The sequence below is a fragment of the Pseudomonas sp. BIGb0164 genome (assembly GCF_024810135.1).
Classification (GTDB): domain Bacteria; phylum Pseudomonadota; class Gammaproteobacteria; order Pseudomonadales; family Pseudomonadaceae; genus Aquipseudomonas.
Map to the genome: position 1 here is coordinate 16,289 of NZ_JANUEA010000014.1, position 22,847 is coordinate 39,135.

Below are 22,847 nucleotides of genomic sequence, written 5' to 3' on the forward strand. Positions count from 1 at the left end.
AGATGAACGAAATTGCGGCGTATTCTGTCAGAAATTTCGCAATATCGTTCATCTGCCGCCTCACACCTTATCGGACTCCTCCTCAAGCCGGTCCATCTCAAACAGCCGCGCCAGTTCCGCCCGGGCTTCCTGGGCGGTTTGCATCACCTTGGCCGCATCGTCGTACACCGCGTGCTGGGCAGCCAGCACTTGCAGATCGTGATTCTTGAAGCGGGTGATGCGCGCATCGGCCTGGGCCTGGGTCAAGCCGAGGCCGACCAGGGTACGGCGGCTCATTTCCAGGCTGGAGTAGAAGGTTTCGCGCACCGGTGATGCGTCCAGGTCCACCAGGCGGTGAACGTGCTGGCGGTTGCGGGCGCGGGCGATGATCTTCATGTGCGGGTAGAGGTTGCGCACCAGCTCCGCCGTCTTGATGTTGATCTCCGGGTCGTCCATGGCGATCACGAAGAATTCCGCCTGGTCGACCTTGGCCGCATGCAGGATCTCAGGGCGTTGCGGGTCGCCATAGAACACCGGCATGCCGCCGAAACTGCGGGTCAGCTCGATGGTTTCCACCGAGGTGTCCAGGGCGATGAACGAGATGTTTTGCGCACGCAGAATTCGCGCGACGATCTGGCCCATGCGACCCATGCCGGCGATCACCACGCGGGGCGCATCGCTTTCGATGGTGCGGTATTCCTCGGGCACTTCCACCGGCTTGGCCTTGGGCTTGAACAGCTTGGGGCACACCAGCAACAGCAGTGGCGTCACCGCCATGGACAGGGTGATGGTCAGCACCAGCACGTCGTACAGGTGAGGGTCGAACAGGCCCTGGTCGCGGCCGATCTTGAACACCACGAAGGCAAACTCACCGCCCGCCGCCAGCACTACGCCTAGGCGCAGCGCGCTTTCGCGGTTGAGGTCGCCCACCAGCCGGCCCACGGCGTACAGCAGGGGCAGCTTCAGGCCGATCAGCAACAGGGTCAGGCCGATCACCACCAGCGGCGCACTGAGCAGCAGGCTGAGGTTGGCGCCCATGCCCACGCTGATGAAGAACAGCCCCAGCAGCAGGCCCTTGAACGGTTCTATCTGGGATTCCAGCTCGTGGCGGTATTCAGAGTCTGCCAGCAGCAGGCCGGCGAGGAACGCGCCCAGGGCCATGGACACACCCACCAGTTCCATCAGCCAGGCGGTGCCGATCACCACCAGCAGCGCGGTGGCGGTGGACACTTCACGCAGGCCGGTCTTGGCCACGATGCGAAACACCGGCCGCAACAGGTAGCGCCCGCCGATGATCACCACCGCGATGCTGCCGAGAATCTGCAGCACATGCTGCAAGCCTTGGGCCTCTGTGGTGGGGTGATCACTGCCGGCCAGCAGCGGCACCATGGCGATCAAGGGGATGGCGGCGATGTCCTGGAACAGCAGGATTGCGAAGGCCAGGCGGCCGTGGGGCTGGTTGAGTTCTTTGCGCTCGGCCAGGCTTTGCAGGCCAAACGCGGTGGACGACAGTGCCAGGCCCAGGCCGAGCACGATGGCACTGTTCCACGATTGGCCAAACAGCCACAGCGCCACCACGCCCATCACCAGGCCGGTGAGCAGCACCTGGGCCAGGCCGACGCCAAACACCGCCTTGCGCATCACCCATAACCGCTTGGGCGACAGCTCCAGGCCGATGATGAACAGCAGCAACACCACGCCCAGCTCGGAGAACTGCGCGACACTTTGCGGGTTGCCCACCAGGCCCAGCACCGACGGGCCGATGATCACACCGGCGAACAGATAGCCCAGCACCGCGCCCAGCTGCAGGCGTTTGGCCAGGGGCACGGTCAGCACGGCGGCGAGCAGGAACACCACGGCTGCTTGTAACAGGTTGCCTTCATGGGGCATTGCGAACTCCAGGATCGTTGAAGCGGATCAAAACAGGGGCTATTAGAGCGCTTTTTACATTTCGAAAAATTGTATTTTTGCCGCGTGCAGCGATGGGTGTGGGGTGGAATCCCATTTCTGCTGGGCATTTACGAAAGTATTAATACCATTTAATTCAATGACGTTTTCGAGGGTCGACTACCGTTTTGGCACACAGGATCTGTCGTTGTCACTGTCAATTTCTACCTCGGTTTCTGATCAAAGCCGAGTTCCTTAAGCCGCCCGGAAGGGCGGTTTTTTTTTGGAATTTTTTGAATCCTATTCAATGAACCCTACAAGCACCGGGATTGCGGAAGCAGGTGCGTGCTGAAGAATGTACAAACAATTTGCCTAGGAACCTGGGTGGCGACAGAGGCCGCCGTGATCCTAAAGTTATGCCCTTGAGTTTATATTCCTTGGGTGGCATATTTGCATGGTCTGGGACATTGAATACACGGATGAATTCGGAGACTGGTGGGGCGGTCTTGATGCACGGGAGCAATCGTCGGTATCTGCCAGCGTTGACCTGCTTGGGCTTTTTGGGCCGGGCCTGCGTTTTCCCCATAGCAGCGATATCAAGGGCACTCGACATGGCAACTTGCGCGAGTTGCGCGTACAGCATGCAGGTCGGCCTTTTCGGGTGTTGTATGCATTCGATTCCAGGCGGTGTGCCGTTCTGTTGATTGGCGGCGATAAAACTGCACAGCACCGTTGGTACGACGTGCACGTTCCCATGGCAGAAAAGCTGTATGACGTGCATTTGGAAACATTGCGTAAAGAGGGCCGTAACCATGGCTAAAAAATTCGCTGACCTTCAAGCGTGCATGACGCCTGAGGCGCGCGCCGATGCCGAGCAAATACTGCGTCAGCACCTGAAGGAAATGCCGTTGCATGAACTGCGCAAGGCGCAGCAGTTGAGCCAGGAGAGCCTGGCCAAAGCGCTGAACATCAACCAGGCGGCAGTCTCCAAGATGGAGCGTCGCACTGACATGTACATCAGCACCTTGCGTGATTACATCCGCGCGATGGGAGGGGAGCTGGAAATTATCGCAACGTTTCCGGATGGCCAGGTCAGGATCGACAACTTCGCCTGCTAGAGGCGCAACCGTGATGGGCAGGAGCCCGGCCTGAGTGCCGGGCTTTTTGTTGCCTGGCGTTCTGTCGGTATTGTGCAGCTTGGTGGACAATAGCCGTCACTCCCCACCCGCGGAATCGCCCCGTGAACCAACTTCTCGCCATGCGTGCCTTCGTCCGTGTCGTCGACACCGGCTCTTTCAGCCGGGCGTCCGACCAGTTGGCGCTGCCACGTTCCACGGTCAGCAAGCTGATCACCGACCTGGAACAACACCTGGGCATCAAGCTGATGCACCGCACCACCCGCACCTTGGCACCCACCGCCGAAGGGCTGGAGTACTACGGGCATGCACGGCGGCTGGTGGCCGAGCTGGATGAGGTGGACAGCCTGGCCCGTGGACAGGTCCTCACGCCCCGTGGGCATCTGCGGGTGGATGCGCCGGCGTCGTTTGCCAATTGCCTGTTGATTCCGGCGCTGGTGGATTTTCATCGCGAGTACCCCGATATCACGGTTGCCCTGGGGATCAGTGACCGAGCGGTGAACATCGTCGGGGAGGGGGCCGACTGTGTGATCCGGGCCGGCAAGCTGGAGGACATGGGGATGATCGGGCGCAAGGTGGCCGACCTGGAATACCTGACCTGCGCCGCGCCCAGCTATCTGCAGCGCCGTGGCCTGCCGATTTCGCCCCAGGACCTGGAGCAGAACCACCTGCGGGCAGGGTATTTTTTTGCAGGTTCCGGCAAGCCTGAACCCCTGATCTTCGAGAAGGGTGAGCAGCACATTGAAGTGGGCGATTGCGCGTTCTCGACCAACGAAGGCAACGGGCTCAAGGAAATGCTGCTTGCCGGGCTGGGCGTCGGGCAACATTTCACATCGATCGTGCAGTACTACATCGATGCGGGCCAACTGATCAGCGTGTTGCCGGACTGGTCACGCCCGGCCACGCCGCTGCACATCCTTTACCCGCCCAATCGTCATCAGAGCGCGCGGCTCAAGGTGTTTACCGAGTGGGTGATCCGCACCTTCGGCGTCAAGGAATAATGGCCGTCACCCGGATCTCCACGCGCATGGTCGGCAGCCCCAAGGCGTCGACGCCGACCTGGGTCCAGATGGGCGCATGGTTTGGCATGTAGCGGCGGTACTGCTTGACCATTGCCTCGTTGACTTCGGGCGGGAAGCCGCCGACGTGGTAGGAGTTGACGTGAATCACATGCTCCCAACCGGCGCCTGCGCTGGCGAGGGTTCGCTCCAGGTTGTGGAAGGCCTGGGCGATTTCTTCGGCCAGGTCGGTGGGGATCTGGAACTCATCGTCCCAGCCTCCCTGGCCTGAGGTTTCAATGCGATTGCCGACTTTCACCGCCTGGGAATAGTGCAGGTGCTCGCGCATGTAATCGCCATAACCTGGGGTGACAAAGAATTCGGGCGTGCTCATGGGGTGACCTCGAGTCAATGGAAAACCCGGTGAATCCTAGTGAACACGCAGCAGCGGAAAAATCCCGGTTTTCTGCCATGACTGTCTATCGGTGTGCACAATCGGGCGCCACGCGCGGAGCCGGCTTGCGGTAAAGGCCGACGCCCAGGCCGGTGATGATGATAGCGATGGCGATCCACTCGACGGTGCTGACCTGTTCGCCGAGGATCAACACGGAACTGGCGATGCCGAACACGGGAATCAGCAGCGACAGCGGCGCTACGGTGGACACCGGGTAGGCCTTGAGCAGCGAATTCCAGCCCCAGTAGGCCACGTGCGTGGCCAGGTACACCTGGAACAGGATCGACAGCACGGCGGTCAGGTCAAGGCTGGCCTGCACCTGGGCGAACGACGCGCTGCCGTGCAGCCACCAGGCCATGAGCCCCAGCGGGATCGGCGGAAACAGGCTGGCCCACACCATGAACGAGAAGATCTCCTTGACCCCCGATTGCTTGATGATCACGTTGCCCACGCTCCAGGCGAGGGCGCTGAACACGATCATCATGACCCCCAGCACCGCATGCTCACCCTGCTGTGTGGCGATGATGCCGCCCAGTCCAATCAGCGCGAGCAGGGCGCCCACCCACTGGGTGCCGCGAATTTTTTCGTTGAACAACACGCAGCCCCAGCCCAGGGTGAAAAACACGCTGAGCTGAATGATCAGCGAAGCAATGCCCGGGCTGACGCCGACCTGGATGCCGTAATTGATCACGCCCCACATGCCCAGGCCGAAGATCACGCCGTAGGCGGCGACATAGCCGAAGTTGACGCGGGGGCGCTTGATGAAGAACACCAGGGGCAAGGCGGCGAGGGCAAAGCGGATGCCCGTGAGCACAAAGGGGTCGATCGAGCGCAGGCCCAGTGTTGTGATGGGAAAGTTCAAGCCCCAGATCAGCGTGACGAGTACGGCCAGAGCGAGGTGTTTCTTGTGCATGGGAAATCCTTGGGGCAGGCAGGGCTGTTCGATTGCCCACAGGTTAGGGCGCTGCCGGATGGCCCGCTTGCTATGTCGGGCCATGCTTTGACATTATCGGGCCATGATTCCGACCTTTGATGCCCATGTTCCCGAAGCGCTGGTCACCCTGCGTGAATACCCGTGCGGTACCGTCTTCCCACGGCACACCCACCCGCGTGGCCAGTTTGCGTATGCCTCCACCGGCGCACTGAAGATGTTCACCGACCTCGGCAACTGGGTGGTCCCGCCGCAGCGGGCGATCTGGGTGCCCGCCGGCGTGCCCCATGAGATGCACATGCGTGGTGAGGTGGTGATGCTCAACACTTACCTCGACGACCAGGCCACCGAGCGCGCCGGTTTGCAGGCGCGTTGCCAGGTCTTCGAGGTATCGCCACTGCTGCGCCATCTGCTGGAAGCGGCGCTGGCATTCGAGCCGTCGGCGCCTGCCAGTGAGCGACAGCGCTGTGTGCTGACGCTGTTGATCGACGAAATGGGCGCCATGCCCGAGCTGCCCCTGAGTGCGCCGCTGCCCGGCGAACCACGCCTGGCCCAGGCCTGCCAGCGCTTTCTGGAGGCACCCACGCAAACCATCTCACTGGATGAAATGGCCGCCTGGTCGAACATGAGCCGGCGCACCTTCACCCGTCATTTTCTCGAAAGCACCGGCATGACTTTCGTGGCCTGGCGCCAACAGGTCTGCCTGTTGGAGGCCACGGCACGCCTGAGCCATGGCGCTTCCATCACGGCGGTGGCGTTGGAGTTGGGGTTCAGCAGTTCCAGCGCCTTTACCTCTGTGTTCCGGCGCAACCTGGGCGAGTCGCCGGCGCGCTACCTGGCCAAGTCGAAGGCGGCCGCGTTGTTCTGAATCTTCAACACGTCGGTCAGGATTCACCTCTTTTGCGGCCGCGCTTTGGTAGTATCGCCCTCCATCGTCACCAGGAGTCACCGGCCCATGCAACACCAGTGGGATGAAATGCACCGCACCCGCAAGCCCACCTTTGTATTGTGCGGCGAGCCTCAGGGAGAGGTGCTCAATCTCTACGTTCACGGTTACTCGGCGTTCTTTAACCGCCAGCAATTGGGCAGCTTCAAGGACCAATTGGCCAGCATCGAAGGCTCGACCAACCTGATGCTGTTCTGGCCGGCGGGGCATTTCCTGGAGAACCTGTTTGCCCCGTTCAAGGAGGTGATAGGTTCGATACTCGGCGGCGGAGGCCTGGGCGCGGCCACCGTGGGCGTGGGCAAGGCCATCGCGTATTTTCTCGACCACTACAAAAGTGTCGAGGCGCGTGTCGATGAAGTGGCCAAGACCCTGTTGCCCGAGCTGGCGGGTTACCTGCACGCCGAAGCATTGCCAGTGCGGCGCATCAACCTGATCGGGCACTCCCTGGGCGCGCGCATCCTGGTCAAGAGTGTGCTGGCTCGTCCGGATATCGCCCGTGAGCTGCCGTTGAACAATCTGCTGTTGATGGGCGGTGCGATTTGTACGTCGAGCCCTTGGGACGAGGTGTCTGCGCCGCTCAAGGGGCGCGTGATCAACTGCCATTCCAGCAAGGACTGGGCGCTGGCGATGAAACCGGACACCGAGCGCTGCATCGGCCGTTATGCGATCCCGCTGACCCCGGCGCTCAAGGCCAAGGTGACCAATGTGCACCTGGCCACCTTCGACCATGCCGCGTACTGGCCGCAGTTGAAGACGGTGGTGCAATACACCGACCTGCTGCAGGAACGTCGCGGCCTGATTCGCTCTGATCAACGCAGTGTCGAAGTGCGGTTTGCCGAGGAGGACGTGGAGTTGTTCCCGGCGCTGGTGCAGGCCCGCCCTGAAGAACTGAAGTTTCTCGCCGAGCTGATGGCGCAAAAGCGCAGCGCGTCGATTGATGCCAGCGTGCGCGAACCGTTGAAGCTGGCGATCGAGTTGCAGCGCATGGGCGGCGACACGTTCATGAATCTGGCCCGTGGCCATGGCGTGAGTTATCGGCAGATCGCCGAAGATGTGGCGCAGCGGCTGGGCATCAAGTTCGATGAGCCGCTCGACAGCGTCGCGCTCGCAGACATCGAGGCACAGGTCGCGGAAACACTTATCGAGCAATACAAGGACAAACTCAACCGCGCCGACCGCCAGGCCTTCGACGCCGAACTGAAGGCGGCGGCGCAGAAAGAGCAGGGTGTGTTCAATCGTTTCGACGTGGGCCGTTCGGCGACAACCGCCTTGAGCGGCACGGCCCTGGCGGGACTCACCGGGTTCATGCTGCGGCGCGGGGCGGCTACGGCCATTCCGGTGGTGGGCCAGGCCCTGGCGGCGGCGATGTTGCTGGTGAGTGGTGTGCGGGCGTTTTCCGGCCCAGCCTACTCAATCACCACCCTGGCGGTGCTGGTGGTGGGTGTTATTCGCCAACGCATGGAGCGCGAGGCGTTGAACCAGGAGATGGACCTGGTGGTGCAAGTGGTGGAGGCGTTTGACCTGCCCCGGGACACGGTGATGCGCACGGTCGCGTCCGACTGATAAGCTGTTTCCCTGTCTTGTGTGTTTGCCTGGGATACCGCGTGAAATTCAGCCTGCCGAAAATCGCTACCGCCCCGTTTTGCCCGCCGGAAGTGGCCGGCTCCGTCGCCGTCGACCCCAAGGCTTCGTTTTTCAAGCGGATGCTGATGTTCGCCGGCCCCGGCCTGTTGATCTCCATCGGCTACATGGACCCCGGCAACTGGGCCACCGCCATCGAGGCGGGTTCACGCTACGGCTACAGCCTGTTGTTCGTGGTGTTGCTGGCCAGCCTGGCGGGCATGGCGGTGCAGTGCCTGTGTTCACGGTTGGGCATCGCCACCGGCAAGGACCTGGCGCAACTGTCGCGCGAGCGCTACAGCCAGCGCTCGGCCCGCACCCAATGGGTGTTGGCGGAAATCTCGATCATCGCCACCGACCTGGCCGAGGTACTGGGCTGTGCCCTGGCGTTTCACCTGCTGCTGGGCGTCTCGCTGACCACTGGCATCGTCATTACCGCCTTCGACACGTTGCTGATCCTGGCCCTGCAAAACCGTGGCTTCCGTCGCCTGGAGGCAATCATGCTGGCGCTGGTGGCGACCATCGGCGTGTGTTTCTTCATTGAACTGGTGCTGATCAAACCGTACTGGCCGGACGTGCTCAGCGGCTTTGCGCCATCCTTGTCGGCCATCAGCGATGCTGCGCCGCTGTACCTGGCCATCGGTATTCTGGGTGCCACGGTGATGCCCCATAACCTTTACCTGCACACCTCGGTCGTGCAAACCCGCCTGATCGGCAAGGACCTGGCCAGCAAGCGGGACGCCGTCAAGCTGGCACGGATCGACACCATCGGCTCCCTGGCCCTGGCCTTGCTGGTCAACGCTGCGATCCTGGTGCTCGCCGCAGCCGCCTTCCACAACACCGGCCATGCCGATGTGGTCGAGATCCAGGATGCCTACCACTTGCTCGATCCCCTGGTGGGCGGCGCGTTCGCCAGCATCCTGTTCGGCATCGCCTTGCTCGCCTCCGGGCAAAGCTCCACCTTCACCGGCACCATCGCCGGCCAGGTGATCATGGAGGGCTACCTCAACCTGCGGATTCCCTGCTGGCAACGCCGTCTCATTACCCGCGGGCTGGCGCTGATCCCGGCGTTCCTCGGCGTATGGCTGATGGGCGACGACGCGATTGGCAAACTGCTGATCCTCAGTCAGGTCGTGCTCAGCCTGCAGCTGCCGTTTGCGCTGTACCCGTTGATCCGCATGACCGGTGACGAGCGATTGATGGGGCCGTTCGTGAATCGCTGGCCCACGAAGCTGTTGGCGTGGTTTTTGTTCGCGGTGATCAGTGGGGCGAATGCTTGGTTGATTGGGCAGTGGGTGTTTTGATCGTTTGACTGGCTCACCGATCCCAATACGGCACCGTCCCAAAACACTCCACGAAATAATCAATCACCGTGCGCACCTTCAGCGACAGCCGGCGGCTGCCCGGCCATAGCGCGGCGATCTGCTGCGGCTCCAGGGTGGTCGCCACTTCGTATTCGGTCAGCACCGCCTGCAAGGTGCCCGCGCGCAGGCCTTCGCCGATCAGCCAGGACGGAAACACCACCAGCCCCAGGCCTTGTTCGGCGGCGTGGGTGAGGGTGTCGGCGTGGTTGCCGGTGATGGGGCCTTTCACGCTATACGGGGTCCAGTCACCCTGGTCACGGCGGAAGAACCAGCGTTGCTGGCCGGTGATGCCTTTGTAGGCCAGGCATTGGTGGTGGGCCAGCTCGTCGGGGTGCCGGGGTGTGCCATGCCGGGCCAGGTAAGCCGGGCTTGCGGCGATGCGAAAGCGTTGGGGGGCGAAGATGCGCGCCTGCATGCTGGAGTCGTTGAGCACGCCGATGCGAAACAGCAGGTCGGTACCGTCTTGCAGTGGGTCGACGTAGGTGTCGGTCTGCTGGATATCCAGCTGCAACTTCGGGTAGCGCCGGCACAGTTCGCCCAACCATGGCGACAGGTGGCGCTGGCCAAACACCATCGGCGCGTTGATGCGCACCAGGCCGCTGGGCTCGCGCTCCTGTTCCTGCAAGGCCTGGCTGGCGCTTTCCAGTTGTTCGAGCATCAAGCGCGCATGGCGCCCGAGCACGCGGCCGGCTTCGGTGGGGCTCACGGCGCGGGTGTGGCGGTACAGCAACTGTTGGCCGAGCGCTTGTTCCATCAACTGGATCTGCCGGGAGATGGAGGAGGGCGCCAGGCTCTCGCGGCGCGCGACCTCAGAGAAGCTGCCGTGGTCGAGTACCGCGACAAACAGTCGAAGCGCCTTGAAACTCAATTCATTCAAGCCTTGCATCATGCTCTCCAGGCTGTGCGCTTTGCGCAAAGGTGTTGTCGGCATGCTCCCATTTATCGCACAGCACGGCCACCGGATAATGCGCGCCATGTTTCCTTTCTTTGATGCGCAGGTGATGTATGCAAGCGAGTTCCATGGCGGGTGTGGCTTCGGCCACGCCGAAAAAAAACCTGTTGCGGCTGCTGTTGTTGCCGCTGGTGATCTTGGCGGGCATGGGCCTGTCAGTAGAGGCCGGGCTGCTCGGTCCGTTGGGTGTGCAGGTAGGCCACTTATGGGCAACCCTGAGCATTTTCGGCGTCGGTTCGGCGATTTTGTTTCTGTTGCTGCTGTTCAGCGGCCCGCAAAAAGGCCCGGCGTTGACCGACTTGCCACGCTGGCAGTTGATCGGCGGGTTCCTGGGGCCGATGTACGTGGTGGTGTTGACCCTCGCCACGCCGCACATCGGCATTGCGATGACCATGATCGCGATCCTGTCGGGGCAGGTGGGCAAGAGTGTGCTGATCGACCACTTCGGCTGGTTCGGCACCCAGCGCAAGCGGGTCAATGGCGAGCGTTGGGTTGCCCTGGCGTTGATTGTGGCGGCACTTGTTCTGATTGCACGAGGGTAAGGCGATGAATCTGATTCTGTTGTTGGTGCTGGTGATCGCAGCGGGTGCTGTCTTGAGCGTGCAAGCCGCGATCAACGGGCGTTTGGGCCAGGCGGTCGGCGTATTGCGCAGCAGCTTGCTGACCTTTGCGGTGGGTGCTATCAGCACGGCACTGCTGATTTTCTTCTTCGAACCGGCCCAGGCCGTCAGCCTGCTGGACGTGCCGAAATGGCAGCTCACCGGTGCCTTGTTTGGCGTGGTGTACATGATGGTGATGGTCGGCGCGGTGCCTGTGGTGGGCACGGCCGTGGCGACGGTGGCGGTGATCGTCGGGCAGTTGGGCATGGGCATGCTGATCGATAATTTCGGCTGGCTGGGCAACCCGGCCATCGAACTGTCGGGCAGCCGTCTCCTGGCGATGCTGCTGTTGGCGCTGGCGCTGGTGTTCATGTACCGCAGCAATAGCCGTCTGGCCGATTAATGGCGCTGAACCCTGATGGCTTGCCTATAGTCACTGCTTAAGGTGTGGCGCCCGCTGCGCCTGGACGACCATGAAAAAGGAGTCTGACCATGGCTGATAAAACCTGTGCCTGCCCCCATTGCAAGTGCGTACTGGGCAAAAATGCGGTGATGAAGGACGGTAAAGGCTATTGCTGCAAAGGCTGCGCCGAGCACCATGCCCATGGCGAGCCCTGCGCTGCGGCGACGGGCTGCGAGTGCGCCAAGTCGGCCCACGGCTGAAACCTGTAAAAATCCGCTCGGATTATCCGGTGGCGGTCATTACCATGGCCGCTCACCCTTGATCGATGCCTTCTTCATGGCCCTGGCCGCACCCCCTGACCTCTCTGATCACGCCGTCCCCGTGCAACCGTTGGCGCGCACCTACCCGCGTGGGTTGTATGTGGAACCCCACAGCCACGATTGGGGCCAGTTGCTGTATGCCATGAGCGGGGTGATGTGGGTCGAGACGCCCCGCGAAGCCCTGGTGGTGCCGCCGCAGCGTGCGGTGTGGCTACCGCCGGGGGTGGAGCATGGGATCCGCGTGGTCTCGGACCTGCAGATGCGCAATATCTACCTGCGCCCGGCGTTGGCGGCGACGCTGGACAGCCAGGTGCAGGTGATCGAGGTGGGTGGGTTGTTGCGCGAGCTGATCGTCACCCTGGTCGATCAGGGCGATAACGGCGAGCCGGCGTATTACGACGCAGTGGTCAGCCTGGCCCTGTTGGAGCTGCAACGGGCGCGCCGTTCGCAGATCCGCATCGCCATGCCAGTGGAGGCCGACCGGCGACTGGTGAATGCCTGCCAGGCGGTGATGGCGGCGCCGTCCCTGGAGATCCCGTTCGAACAGCACGCCGACGCCGCCGGTGCCAGCGTGCGCACCTTGTCGCGCCTGTTCCAGACCCATCTGGGCATGGGCTTCGCCGAATGGCGCCGCCAGGTGCAACTGGCCACGGCGGTGGCGGAGCTGATCCAGGGCCAGTCCGTCAGCGGCATCGCCCGCTCCCTGGGGTACTCGCCCAGCAGTTTCAGCGACATGTTCCGTCGCGCGCTCGGCGTGGCGCCTTCGCAGTACGTGGGTTGAGGGTTTGGCCGAAATCCTGAAGCACTTGGCCGATGCTTCAGCAATGGGCTCTCTACACTGAGCCCATCCACCCAACTGGCATGACCCCCATGAACTACCTGATTTCCCTCGCCATCGGCCTATTGGTCGGCGTGATCTACGGTGCCCTGGATTTCCGTTCGCCCGCGCCACCCGCCATCGCCCTGGTGGGCCTGATGGGCATGCTGCTGGGCGAAAAGCTCTGGCCCGTGGGCCGGCAGCTGGTCAGCGGTTGGTTGTCCTGAATTCCTTCCCTCCTTTCGATGGATATTGGCCATGAAAGCACTGCAATTTTCCGCCACCGGCGACCTTTCTTCCCTGCGCTTTGTCGACGTCGCCACCCCGGTGCCCGCTGCCGGTGAGGTACTGGTGCAGGTCAAGGCGGCCGGCCTGAACCCCAGCGATGTGAAAAACGTACTTGGCCGCTTCCCTTACACCACGCTGCCGCGCATTCCCGGGCGTGACTTTGCTGGCGTTGTGGTGGACGGCCCGCAAGCACTGATCGGCCAGGAAGTCTGGGGCACTGGCCGCGACCTCGGTTTTTTTGCCGACGGTTCCCACGCCCAATACCTCACGGTGGCCGCCGAAGGCGTGGCGCATAAACCGACCCACCTGAGCTTTGCCCAGGCCGCCAGCCTTGGCGTGCCGTACACCACCGCCTGGGATGCCCTGGCGCGCAGTGGTGTCACCCAAGGCACGCGGTTGCTGGTGATCGGCGCGAACGGGGCGGTGGGCAGCGCAGCGTTGGCGCTGGCCAAGATCCTCGGTGCCGAAGTGCTGGGCGCAGTGCGCAAGGCGGATCAGGTCCAGGTGCTGAAGGCGCAAGGCTTTGACGCGATCACCCTGGGTGAGCCGGATGCCTTGGGCGCGCAGGTGAGTGCAGTGTTCAAGGGCGGCGCCGATGTGATCTTCGACACCACGGGTTTCTGGCTACCGGCGGCGGTTGCTGGCTTGGCGCCGTTCGGGCGTATTGCGATCATCGCCGCACCGGTTGACGGCCACGTGCAATTGCCGGCGCTGGCCCTGTACCGCAAGGGCGGTTCGGTGGTGGGGATCAATTCATTGCTCTACAACTGCCAGCAGTGCGCAGTGATGCTGGAGCAGTTCGGCGGCTTCTTTGACGAGGGCTTGCTGCCCCTGCCGAGCGGCCTGCGCGAAGTGGCGCTGGCCGACGGTTTGCAGTGCTATGAGGACGTGAACAGCGGCAGTGCGGACAAGATCATCTTCCTGCCTTGATATACAGTCAATACGGTGGGAGCGGGCTTGCTCGCGAATGCGCAGTGCCAGTCACTGAATCTGTTACTGATAGACCGCATTCGCGAGCAAGCTCGCTCCCACAGTTTGATCTTCACTAGGCCTCGGGAACGCCTTTTTCCCAGGCCGACCAGTTCTTCAGAATCGCCTGCACCAGCGGGTTGCCCGTGCGGTACAGGTTCTCCAGCGCCGGTACAAAGCCGCCCTGGTCTGCGTATTTCAGCAGGTTGTCCACTTCGCTGTAGCCAGGGTACGGCCGGTCGAAGTCGGAGCCGGCGCGCACCACCGCCAGGCGCTGGATATCCACCAAACCTTCACGGCTGGCACGCAGCAGGGCTTCATAGGTGGAGTTGTCTTCCTGCTGGGTGGTGCAGTACTCGCCCTTGTTGTCCGTCAGCAGCTTGGTCCAGACCTCGGCGCGCTCGCTCAGGCGTGTGCCGGAGAACCAGGTATTACCTGCCAGGGTGTCGCAGCGGGTGACCTGTGGCGGCTGGTTGGCCGGTGCCGCCGGGTAGTGCTTGCGCCAGGCGCTGGATTCCTTGCTTTCGGTCAGTTCGACTTTCTGCGACAGGGCAAATGCCTTGGCCTGCAACTTGGGGTTGAGCTCAAACACTTCGGTCTTGTAGTCCAACGGTGGTTTTTCGTTGGGCCCCTTGGTGTTGATGCCGATGTAGCCGGTCGGCCAGTCCTTTGGCGCGTCCCGCGAATCCAGCTCCCACTGGGTGCCGAATTCCACCAGGTAATGGGCCCACGCGGCTGTGCCGATAGTGCCGTGTTTAGGGCTGATACCCGCGATCCCGGCGATCAAGAAATAACTCTGGCGCAGGTCGAACTTGGGCGACAAGGCCAGCGCCAGGGTGGATGCGGCGGCATTGGTCTGGCCCATGCCGGTCACCAGCAGGCACACGTCCTGGGTGTTGCAGCGAATCACCGGGTATTCGGCGGACAAGCCCGGCACACGGACTTCCCGCTTGAGTTCCAGGCGATCGATCCAGGTTTGCGCCTCGGGGGCGAACATGGTGATCAGCATCACTTTGGGCTTGATCGGAGCCGGCGTATCGGCCAATACCGCAGGGGCCAGCAGGGCCAGGCCCACGGCAATCGAGAGACGGGTAAACGCGTTCATGTAAAGCTCCTTGATCAGAATTGGTAACCCACGCCGGCGTAGTAACCCCAGCCGTCGGAACGGGCGCGGAAGTTGCCCTCGCCGAAATTCAACTCACTGCCATCCTCCCAATTGCCGCCGTTATGGAAGTAACGGCCGACCAGGGTAAAACGCAGGTGGGTGAACGAGTACAGCAGCACGTTGGTGGCCACCACCGAGTTGGCGGTACGCGCCGGATTGTCCTTGTGCAGGTCCGAGCCAAAATCGTAGTTAGTGAAGCCGATGTAGGTCAGCGAGGCGCCGTTGTCGAAGCTGCTGATGGGCACGATGTACTTCATCTGCGCGCGGTAGCCATCCCACGAATACTCGTTGCTGGCGCCATAGTTTTCCCACTGGTAACGGCCATAGAAGTTCGCCGACAGGTTGACCCGCGAGTGGGTGTCGATGTCGGTGCCCAAGCCGCTGTACAAGGTGTTGGCGCGGTTGGCCTTGTTGCTGCCGTGGTCGTAGATCCAGTCGAACGCCACATACCATTCCTTGAACGGCCCGATCGCCAGGCTGCGGCCCGCCAGGTAGTCGATGGAGATGCGCGGCTCGTGTTCCATGAACACCGGCGAGCCATGGTCCCACACGCCTTTGTCATTACTGTTACCGATGCCGAGGATCTTCGGCACATCGATGTAGCCGTACAACTCGAACGGCCCCTTGCGGCCGAAGTACTCGTATTCCAGGTAGACATCATCCTGGGGTTTGGGGCCGAAGCTGATGTCCTTGCTGCCGATCAATGTGAGGTCCTGGTTGAACCATTCCGACAGATAGACGCCTTTTTTCGCCGGGCTGGCTTCAGGGTTTTTCGTGTCGGGGCTCAGGGTTTCGCCCTGTGCTGAGTCATCGATGGGTGTTTGCTGCGCCAAAAGGGGGGCGCTGAGTACTCCCGTAACGGCGGCCAGTAGCAAAGAAACACCAAGGGAAGCAGGACGCCTTGAGGTGGGGTGCATTGAAAATCCCTATTCGTACGCGGTTTGAACCCGATTCTTCGGGTAAAGGTGAACCTGGTTGCCAAGTTCGTTCCGCAAACGTTTGCACAGGCTGTACCAACTTCTCTCAATCGGTTGATCAGCTTGAAAAAAATGGGGATTAGTCGACCTTTTGATCAGAAATGACTGGGTGTCATTTTTTCGATGCGATTGAACAGGTGCATCGCGGTTTCGCGCCGGTATTCGCTCGGCGTCTGGTTCATCTCGATGCGAAAGTGCCGGTTGAAATTGGACAGGTTGGCGTAGCCCACTTCAAAGCAGATGTCCGCCACCGACATATCGCTTTGCAGCAACAGCCGGCAGGCGCGTTGCACGCGGAACTTGCGCATCAGGTCGATAAAGCCGTGGCCGGTGTTGCGCTTGAAGAAGCGCGAAAACCCCGGTTCGCTCATCTCCAACTGTTGGGCGATGACCGACAGGCGCAAGTCGCCGGTGAGTTCACGCATCAGGTAATCAAAGGCTTTGTTGATCCGCTCGGCGCTGCGCGCGTCCAGGGTCGGCGCGTAGCAGGGGCTGGCGAGTGCCTGGACGTGCTGCGCGGGGGCGTTCTTCAGCGTGTTCAGCAATTGCAGGAACAGGATCAGCCGTTGCAGGCCGTGGGCCTTGCCGATGGCTTCCATCAACTGCGCCGCCTGTACGGCGGTGTCGCCGCTGAATTCCAGGCCGCGCCGGGCGGTTTCGAACAATTGCTGCAAATCGCCGAGTTCCGGCAGGGTCTTGCGCAGGGCGAGGAGGGCGGCGCCGTCGAATTGCAGCACCACGTCGCGGCCGGTCAGGTACTCGCCGGGAGCCAGGTCGCCGATCCAGTCATGGGGCAGGTCCGGGCCGATCAACGCCACATGCCCGGCACTGAAGGCGCCGATGTAGTCGCCGGCCACCAGCTTGCCGCTGCCTTGGCGGATCAGGTGGATTTCGAATTCGGGGTGATGGTTCCAGCGCGCCAGATCAAAGGGGTAGTCGTGTTCGAACCAGCGGAAACAGTGGTCCGGCTCGGGCAGGATCACTTCGAGTTCGGCAGGGCGGTGCTCGAACAGCTGGGCGCGGCTGACAGGCATGATGCGGCCTCTGGGTGGGCGTGGACTCGCTTCAACATACGCGCCCCGCACGGGTAAGCGCTACCCTCGGTTTCGCCCGGCACTGATACTTTTTTGATCCGTGCCGCGAAGTTAAAAAAGTATCAGTCGGGCATTCGCCATTCGTTTGTGAGGGGGTGGGCAAGCTGCTGTAATCAGGCCTCGACAACAAAAACAACAGGTGGAAACCGCCATGTTCCAGATCTGCAAAGGCAAGCTCCCGCAAGCGTTGTTCCTGCTTTCCGGCCTGGCGCTGGCCATGCCCAGCCACGCCGCCGACACCGTGACCATCGCCACGGTCAACAACAGCGATATGATCCGCATGCAGCGCCTGTCCAAGGTGTTTGAAGAACAGCACCCGGACATCAAGCTCAACTGGGTCGTGCTGGAAGAAAACGTGCTGCGCCAACGCCTCACCACCGACATCGCCACCCAGGGCGGGCAGTTCGACGTGCTGACCATCGGTACCTACGAAACCCCGTTGTGGGGCGCCAAGCATTGGCTGGAACCGCTGACGCAACTGCCGGCCGCGTACGACGCTGACGATATTTTTCCCTCGGTACGCCAGGGCCTGTCGGTCAACAACACCCTGTATGCCTTGCCATTCTATGGCGAAAGCACCGTCACCTATTACCGCACCGACCTGTTCAAACAGGCCGGCCTGAGCATGCCCGCGCACCCGACCTGGACCCAGCTCGGCGAATTCGCCGCCAAGCTCACGGCAAAAGACAAAGACCAATACGGCATGTGCCTGCGGGGCAAGGCCGGCTGGGGTGAGAACATCGCCTTGCTCAGCACCATGGCCAATGCCTTTGGCGCGCGCTGGTTCGACGAGCAGTGGAAGCCCGAGCTGACCAGCCCCGAGTGGACGGCCGCCGCCAACTATTACGTCAACACCCTGAAAAAATACGGCCCGCCTGGCGTCTCCAGCAACGGCTTCAACGAAACCCTGGCGCTGTTCAACAGCGGCAAATGCGCGATCTGGGTCGATGCCAGCGTCGCCGGCTCCTTCACCACCGACAAGAGCCAGAGCAAGGTCGCCGACAGCGTCGGTTTCGCCGCCGCGCCCACCGAGGTTACCGACAAGGGCTCGTCCTGGCTGTACGCCTGGTCCCTGGCCATTCCAGCCACCTCCAAGCACAAGGAGGCGGCCAAGGCGTTCATTACCTGGGCAACATCGAAGGACTACATCCAACTGGTCGCCGATAAAGAAGGCATCACCAACGTACCGCCAGGCACCCGCCAGTCCACCTACAGCGACGCGTACTTGAAGGCCGCGCCGTTTGCCCAGGTAACCCTGGAAATGATGAAGCACGCCGACCCTGCACACCCGTCGGCCAAGCCGGTGCCGTACGTGGGCATTCAATACGTGACCATCCCTGAATTCCAGGCGATCGGCACGTCGGTGGGCAAGCTGTTTTCGGCGGCGCTCACCGGTGGCATGTCGGTTGACCAGGCGTTGCTCGAAGCCCAGTCCACCACCGAACGCGAGATGAAACGCGCCGGCTACCCCAAATAATTCCCAAGGACACGAACGTCATGAAACGACTGGAAGGTAAAAGCGCGTTGATCACCGGGTCGGCGCGCGGCATCGGCCGCGCCTTTGCCCAGGCCTATATCGCTGAAGGCGCCACCGTTGCCATCGCCGATATCAACCTGCAACGGGCCCAGGCCACCGCCACTGAACTCGGCCCCAAGGCGTATGCCGTCGCGATGGATGTGACCGACCAGGCCTCCATCGACGGCGCAATTGCCGCCGTGGTGGCCCACGCGGGCAAGCTGGATATCCTGATCAACAATGCCGCGCTGTTCGACCTGGCGCCCATCGTCGATATCACCCGCGACAGCTATGAGCGGCTGTTTTCGATCAACGTTGCCGGCACGTTGTTTACCCTGCAGGCCGCGGCCAAGCAGATGATCAGCCAGGGCCACGGCGGCAAGATCATCAACATGGCCAGCCAGGCCGGGCGCCGGGGCGAACCGTTGGTGGCGATCTACTGCGCGACCAAGGCGGCGGTGATCAGCCTCACGCAATCGGCGGGGCTCAACCTCATCAAGCAGGGCATCAACGTCAACGCCATCGCCCCGGGCGTGGTCGACGGCGAACATTGGGACGGGGTGGATGCACTGTTCGCCAAGCATGAAGGCCTGGCGCCTGGCGAGAAGAAGCAGCGGGTAGGGGCCGAAGTGCCGTTCGGGCGCATGGGCACGGCAGAGGACTTGACCGGCATGGCGATCTTCCTCGCCTCGAAGGACGCCGACTACGTGGTCGCCCAGACCTACAACGTCGACGGCGGCAATTGGATGAACTAAAGCCGTACGTCGACCAAAAATGTGGGAGCGGGCTTACTCGCGAATGCGTAGTGTCAGTCGCTGAATCTGGGACTGTTACACCGCATTCGCGAGCAAGCCCGCTCCCACAGGTGATCTTCGGTGTTTTTAAATCGCGTTACTCGGCGAAGCTGCGGTCGAAGAAGTAGATCTCACCCGGTTTCAGCGCCGCCACCGTCGCCTGCGGCCGGCCCCCGTCACCCTGCTTTTTACGCCCCGTCTCCCGCAAATACCCCGCCTCAGTCAGCTTCAACAACCGCTGGCGGATACTGGTCTTCAACACCGGCCGCGCCAGCACCAACGAAAAGATCGCGGTCGCCTCCGGTGCACTGAACTCCTCACCCAAAAACATCAGCGGCAAGCTGCTGTACAGCGATTTGGACAGCAGCCGCTCCTGCACGGCCGCCACGATCAGGTTGTGATCGAACGGCAGCTTGAGGCTGCCATCCGCCACGTCATCCAGGGAAAACCAGGCCTGATGCTCTCCCAGCGCCACCTCGTCGGCGACGATTGCCAGGTAATAGGTCGACGATGACCAGCAGCGTGGGTCGCGAAACGCATCCCCCACGGTGCCCACTTGCTCGCTCCAGGCCAGTTCCAGGCCGACCTTGTCACTGGCGCGCAACCGTTCCACCGCATCCTTGAGGCTCAGATCTTGCACGTCGCCATTGACCACCACGCCTGGCAGCGCCCAATGCCCGGCGAAGGGTTCGGCGTCGCGCTTGTTGAGCAGCAGTTTCAGCTCGCCCGTGGCGCGGCAGTAGAACAGCACGCACAGGTCGACGGTGTGGAGGTAGGCGTGAAGGGGCATCGGGCAGTCCTTGTGAACAGTGGCGGGGCACAGTCTAACGGATAGAGCAGATATGTCATGTACTCGCTCCAGCATAGATAACCAAATGTTTCTTGCAATGAAAGTACATGACGTGTACTTTTGTTTCCAGGCCACAGGAGAACCATCATGACCCTTGCGAAAACTGCCATTGCCTCATTTGACGTCGATGCCCAGAAGAGCTTCACGCCCCTGTGCCCCAACGAGTTGCCGGTGGCCGGCGGTGACCAGATTGGTGCCGAACTCAACTACATGGCCAGCTTGGCCGGCCACCGCGTCGGCAGCAAGGACGCCCACACCCCGCACGCGCCTTGGGTGGTGTCGCAACACAGCGACATGCTGCAAGCCACTGGCCTGGCCCACGCCGACGTGACCTGGGTGAGCCACTGCGTACCGGGCACCGAGGGTTTCACCTTGCTCGACGAGCTGCCCACGCCCTATGAGTACGACTACTTCATCTGGAAAGGCGTCGAACCCGACCTGCACCCCTATGGCGCCTGCTACCACGACCTGCACGACAAACTCTCCACTGGCGTCATCGAGTACCTCAACGCCAAAGGCGTGAGTCGGGTGATCGTCGGCGGCCTGGCCCTGGACTACTGCGTCAAGACCACCGCGTTGCAACTGCTCAAGGCGGGCTTCGAGGTGATCCTGCACCTGCCGGCGTGCCGAGGTATCAGCGAGGAGGGCGGTGTGCAGGCCGTCAACGATTTGCTCAAGGCCGGTGCCGTCATCAGCAGCACCCGCGAAGAACTGGCCGCGATGGCCACGCGTTAAGGAGACACACCATGGAAAGTGCCTACGACTACGAAGCCCCGGTGATCCAGGGTTTGCTCGACACCGACTACTACACCTTCACCATGATGCAGGCCGTGTTGCACCAGCACCCGAACGTCGATGTCGAGTACAACTTCATCGTCCGGTCCAAGGAAAAGCTCGGCCACCTGATCCCCGAACTGCGCGCCGAGCTGGAGAGGATGGCCGGCCTGCACATGCGCGAAGGCGAGCTGCGTTTTCTGTTCAACCCACGTTTTCGCGAATACCTCACCCCGGACTACGAGCGTTTCCTCGGCCTGTTCCGCTTCAACCTGCGTTACATCCACGTCAGTGAAGTCGACGGCCAACTCAACATCCGCGTGGTCGGACCGATGCTGCACTGCATCATGTTCGAGCAGCCGGTGCTGGCCCTGGTGAGCGAGCTGCGCAACCGCGACAAGTACCCCGACGTGACCCTGGAAGACGTCACCCGCAAGCTCTACCAGAAGTTCGACTGGCTGCAGAAAAACCTCAGCCGCGACGAGTTGGCCGACCTGCGTGTTTCCGATTTCTCCACACGCCGGCGCTTGTCGTTCAAGGCCCAACGTGAAGTGGTCGACATCATGCGCCGTGACTTCCCCGGCCAATTCGTCGGCACCAGCAACGCGCACCTGGCCTATGAATTCGACCTGCCGCTGATCGGCACCATGGCCCACCAATGGCTGATGGTGCACCAGCAACTGGGGCGCTTGCGCGAAAGTCAGAACGCCGCGCTGGAAAACTGGGTGCGTGAATACCGTGGCCGCCTGGGCATTGCCCTGACCGACTGCATCAGCACCGACTTTTTCCTCAAGGACTTCGACCTGTACTTCGCCAAGCTGTATGACGGCCTGCGCCAGGACTCCGGCGACCCCATCGCCTGGGCCGATAAGGTATTGGCCCGCTACAAGCAGCTGGGCATCGACCCGATGACCAAGGACCTGATGTTTTCCGACGGCCTGAACTTCGAAAAATGCCTGCCGATCCTGCGTCACGTGCGCGGCAAGGCCAAGTTCGGCTTCGGCATGGGCACCAGCCTGGCCTGCGATGTGGAAGGCGTGGAACCGTTGAGCATCGTGATGAAACTGGTGCGGGTGCACGGCGAGCCGGTGGTGAAGTTCTCGGATGACCCGGTCAAGAACGTCTGCGAAGACGCCTCGTTTTTGCAGTACGCAGCACAGGTGTTCAATGTGGGCAATGTGGAGGTGTGACATGCAAGACCGTATCGCACAGGAACTGAACATCAATCGGCAGTTGGTCAAAGGCGGTGAAGCCAAGGAAATTCAACGGCGCATCGACTTCATCAAGGCCACCTTGCGCAGTTCGGGCGGCAAGGCCCTGGTGCTGGGTATCAGCGGCGGCGTCGATTCCCTCACCGCTGGCCGCCTGTGCCAACTGGCCGCCGAGCAATTGCGCAGCGAAGGGTATGCCGCGCACTTCATCGCCATGCGCCTGCCCTACAAGACCCAGGCCGACGAGCGCGACGCCCAGGCTTCCCTGGGTTTCATCACCCCGGACCATATCGATACCCTGAACATCGCCGCCAGTGTCGACGGCCTGATGGCCAGCCTCACCGCCAGCGAAGCCAGCGCGGCCCATGTCGACTTCATCAAAGGCAACGTCAAGGCCCGTGCGCGGATGATCGCCCAGTACGCCGTGGCCAACCTGCACAACGGCCTGGTGGTCGGCACCGACCACGGCGCCGAAGCCTTGATGGGGTTCTTCACCAAATTCGGTGACGGTGCTTGTGACCTGGCGCCACTGTCGGGCCTGACCAAGACCCAGGTGCGCCTGCTGGCCACGGCCCTGGGGGCGCCGGACAACCTGGTGCACAAACACCCCACCGCCGACCTGGAAGAGCTGGTGCCGGGCAAGCTGGATGAACATGCCTATGGTTGCTCGTATGCCGAGATCGACGCGTACCTCATGGGCGAACCGGTGAGCGAGCGGGTACGCCACGTCGTGGAGCAAGCCTACCTGAAGACCGCCCACAAACGCGCGCTACCCATCACCCCCCTGTAGGCGCCGGCTTGCC

Annotated in this window: 25 protein-coding genes; 17 read left to right on the top strand and 8 right to left on the bottom strand. The window is 62.0% G+C overall.

Annotation, left to right across the window (positions count from 1 at the left end):
* Positions 1 to 60: 60 nt before the first annotated feature.
* Entirely contained in the window at positions 61 to 1,869 is a 1,809-nt protein-coding gene (locus tag M2394_RS29420) for a monovalent cation:proton antiporter-2 (CPA2) family protein (RefSeq protein WP_178919718.1), read from the bottom strand.
* A gap of 451 nt (positions 1,870 to 2,320) precedes the next feature.
* Here M2394_RS29420 and M2394_RS29425 point away from each other — a divergent pair, with 451 nt between their 5' ends.
* From M2394_RS29425 to M2394_RS29435, 3 genes are all read left to right on the top strand, one after another.
* Positions 2,321 to 2,686 (top strand): type II toxin-antitoxin system RelE/ParE family toxin, encoded by a 366-nt coding sequence (locus tag M2394_RS29425; protein ID WP_178919719.1) that lies wholly within the window; start codon positions 2,321 to 2,323, stop codon positions 2,684 to 2,686.
* A complete protein-coding gene (locus M2394_RS29430) occupies positions 2,679 to 2,984 on the top strand; it encodes an XRE family transcriptional regulator (protein WP_178919720.1) in 306 nt (101 codons plus the stop codon). Before M2394_RS29425 ends, M2394_RS29430 begins: the two co-directional genes overlap by 8 nt.
* 122 nt (positions 2,985 to 3,106) lie before the next feature.
* Positions 3,107 to 4,003, top strand: a complete 897-nt coding sequence (locus M2394_RS29435) for a LysR family transcriptional regulator (RefSeq protein ID WP_259175666.1) — start codon at positions 3,107 to 3,109, stop codon at positions 4,001 to 4,003.
* On the opposite strand, the gene M2394_RS29440 is transcribed toward M2394_RS29435, so the two are convergent.
* Entirely contained in the window at positions 3,993 to 4,394 is a 402-nt protein-coding gene (locus tag M2394_RS29440; protein WP_259175667.1) for a RidA family protein, read from the bottom strand. The two genes, M2394_RS29435 and M2394_RS29440, sit on opposite strands and share 11 nt — an antisense overlap.
* A gap of 85 nt (positions 4,395 to 4,479) precedes the next feature.
* Complete coding sequence (locus M2394_RS29445) at positions 4,480 to 5,367, bottom strand: EamA family transporter (RefSeq protein WP_259175670.1); 888 nt, start codon at positions 5,365 to 5,367, stop codon at positions 4,480 to 4,482.
* Between the two features lie 103 nt (positions 5,368 to 5,470).
* Between M2394_RS29445 and M2394_RS29450 the strand changes: the two genes are divergently transcribed.
* The 3 genes from M2394_RS29450 (at position 5,471) to M2394_RS29460 (ending at position 9,255) form a co-directional block, all read left to right on the top strand.
* The gene (locus M2394_RS29450) at positions 5,471 to 6,253 is read left to right on the top strand and encodes a helix-turn-helix domain-containing protein (RefSeq protein ID WP_259175671.1); all 783 of its coding nucleotides are present in this window, start codon (positions 5,471 to 5,473) and stop codon (positions 6,251 to 6,253) included.
* An 87-nt stretch (positions 6,254 to 6,340) separates the two neighbouring features.
* Positions 6,341 to 7,894, top strand: coding sequence for a DUF726 domain-containing protein (locus M2394_RS29455; RefSeq protein WP_259175672.1), 1,554 nt, complete (start codon positions 6,341 to 6,343; stop codon positions 7,892 to 7,894).
* A 41-nt stretch (positions 7,895 to 7,935) separates the two neighbouring features.
* Positions 7,936 to 9,255: an Nramp family divalent metal transporter gene (locus tag M2394_RS29460; protein ID WP_259175673.1), complete on the top strand. Its 1,320-nt coding sequence runs from the start codon at positions 7,936 to 7,938 to the stop codon at positions 9,253 to 9,255.
* A 13-nt stretch (positions 9,256 to 9,268) separates the two neighbouring features.
* Here M2394_RS29460 and M2394_RS29465 read toward each other — a convergent pair whose 3' ends face one another.
* Positions 9,269 to 10,201, bottom strand: a complete 933-nt coding sequence (locus M2394_RS29465) for a LysR family transcriptional regulator (protein ID WP_176996563.1) — start codon at positions 10,199 to 10,201, stop codon at positions 9,269 to 9,271.
* Between the two features lie 119 nt (positions 10,202 to 10,320).
* On the opposite strand from M2394_RS29465, the gene M2394_RS29470 reads away from it, so the two are divergent.
* The 6 genes from M2394_RS29470 to M2394_RS29495 all read left to right on the top strand — a co-directional run bounded on the left by M2394_RS29470 (position 10,321) and on the right by M2394_RS29495 (position 13,624).
* Positions 10,321 to 10,809 (top strand): DMT family transporter, encoded by a 489-nt coding sequence (locus M2394_RS29470; RefSeq protein ID WP_259175674.1) that lies wholly within the window; start codon positions 10,321 to 10,323, stop codon positions 10,807 to 10,809.
* Positions 10,810 to 10,813: 4 nt separating this feature from the next.
* Positions 10,814 to 11,269: a DMT family transporter gene (locus tag M2394_RS29475; protein WP_259175675.1), complete on the top strand. Its 456-nt coding sequence runs from the start codon at positions 10,814 to 10,816 to the stop codon at positions 11,267 to 11,269.
* Positions 11,270 to 11,358: 89 nt separating this feature from the next.
* Complete coding sequence (locus tag M2394_RS29480; protein WP_178919728.1) at positions 11,359 to 11,529, top strand: metallothionein; 171 nt, start codon at positions 11,359 to 11,361, stop codon at positions 11,527 to 11,529.
* 76 nt (positions 11,530 to 11,605) lie between these two features.
* Positions 11,606 to 12,370: a helix-turn-helix transcriptional regulator gene (locus tag M2394_RS29485; protein ID WP_259175732.1), complete on the top strand. Its 765-nt coding sequence runs from the start codon at positions 11,606 to 11,608 to the stop codon at positions 12,368 to 12,370.
* A gap of 89 nt (positions 12,371 to 12,459) precedes the next feature.
* The gene (locus M2394_RS29490; protein ID WP_176996559.1) at positions 12,460 to 12,633 is read left to right on the top strand and encodes a DUF1427 family protein; all 174 of its coding nucleotides are present in this window, start codon (positions 12,460 to 12,462) and stop codon (positions 12,631 to 12,633) included.
* A 31-nt stretch (positions 12,634 to 12,664) separates the two neighbouring features.
* On the top strand, positions 12,665 to 13,624 hold the full coding sequence (locus M2394_RS29495; protein ID WP_178919729.1) for a zinc-binding alcohol dehydrogenase family protein: 960 nt from the start codon (positions 12,665 to 12,667) through the stop codon (positions 13,622 to 13,624).
* 115 nt (positions 13,625 to 13,739) lie between these two features.
* Here the strand turns inward: M2394_RS29495 and M2394_RS29500 are convergent, their stop codons facing one another.
* The 3 genes from M2394_RS29500 to M2394_RS29510 form a co-directional block, all read right to left on the bottom strand.
* Positions 13,740 to 14,768 (bottom strand): purine nucleoside permease, encoded by a 1,029-nt coding sequence (locus tag M2394_RS29500; RefSeq protein ID WP_259175679.1) that lies wholly within the window; start codon positions 14,766 to 14,768, stop codon positions 13,740 to 13,742.
* A 14-nt stretch (positions 14,769 to 14,782) separates the two neighbouring features.
* A complete protein-coding gene (locus M2394_RS29505; RefSeq protein WP_178919731.1) occupies positions 14,783 to 15,745 on the bottom strand; it encodes a nucleoside-specific channel-forming protein Tsx in 963 nt (320 codons plus the stop codon).
* A 155-nt stretch (positions 15,746 to 15,900) separates the two neighbouring features.
* Entirely contained in the window at positions 15,901 to 16,839 is a 939-nt protein-coding gene (locus M2394_RS29510) for an AraC family transcriptional regulator (protein ID WP_178919732.1), read from the bottom strand.
* Between the two features lie 277 nt (positions 16,840 to 17,116).
* Between M2394_RS29510 and M2394_RS29515 the strand changes: the two genes are divergently transcribed.
* Both M2394_RS29515 and M2394_RS29520 read left to right on the top strand, forming a co-directional pair.
* A complete protein-coding gene (locus M2394_RS29515; RefSeq protein WP_372339898.1) occupies positions 17,117 to 18,376 on the top strand; it encodes a sugar ABC transporter substrate-binding protein in 1,260 nt (419 codons plus the stop codon).
* Positions 18,377 to 18,396: 20 nt separating this feature from the next.
* Positions 18,397 to 19,170 carry an L-iditol 2-dehydrogenase gene (locus M2394_RS29520; protein ID WP_259175681.1) on the top strand — a complete coding sequence of 258 codons (774 nt, stop codon included), beginning with the start codon at positions 18,397 to 18,399 and terminating at the stop codon, positions 19,168 to 19,170.
* 136 nt (positions 19,171 to 19,306) lie between these two features.
* Here the strand turns inward: M2394_RS29520 and M2394_RS29525 are convergent, their stop codons facing one another.
* Positions 19,307 to 19,999: an NUDIX hydrolase gene (locus tag M2394_RS29525; RefSeq protein WP_259175682.1), complete on the bottom strand. Its 693-nt coding sequence runs from the start codon at positions 19,997 to 19,999 to the stop codon at positions 19,307 to 19,309.
* Between the two features lie 147 nt (positions 20,000 to 20,146).
* On the opposite strand from M2394_RS29525, the gene M2394_RS29530 reads away from it, so the two are divergent.
* From M2394_RS29530 to nadE, 3 genes are read left to right on the top strand one after another with little or no spacing between them, the layout of a single operon-like run.
* Positions 20,147 to 20,794, top strand: a complete 648-nt coding sequence (locus tag M2394_RS29530; protein WP_178919736.1) for a nicotinamidase — start codon at positions 20,147 to 20,149, stop codon at positions 20,792 to 20,794.
* 11 nt (positions 20,795 to 20,805) lie between these two features.
* A complete protein-coding gene (pncB, locus tag M2394_RS29535; protein ID WP_178919737.1) occupies positions 20,806 to 22,023 on the top strand; it encodes a nicotinate phosphoribosyltransferase in 1,218 nt (405 codons plus the stop codon).
* A 1-nt stretch (position 22,024) separates the two neighbouring features.
* A complete protein-coding gene (nadE, locus tag M2394_RS29540) occupies positions 22,025 to 22,834 on the top strand; it encodes an ammonia-dependent NAD(+) synthetase (RefSeq protein ID WP_178919738.1) in 810 nt (269 codons plus the stop codon).
* The last annotated feature ends 13 nt before the right edge of the window (positions 22,835 to 22,847 follow it).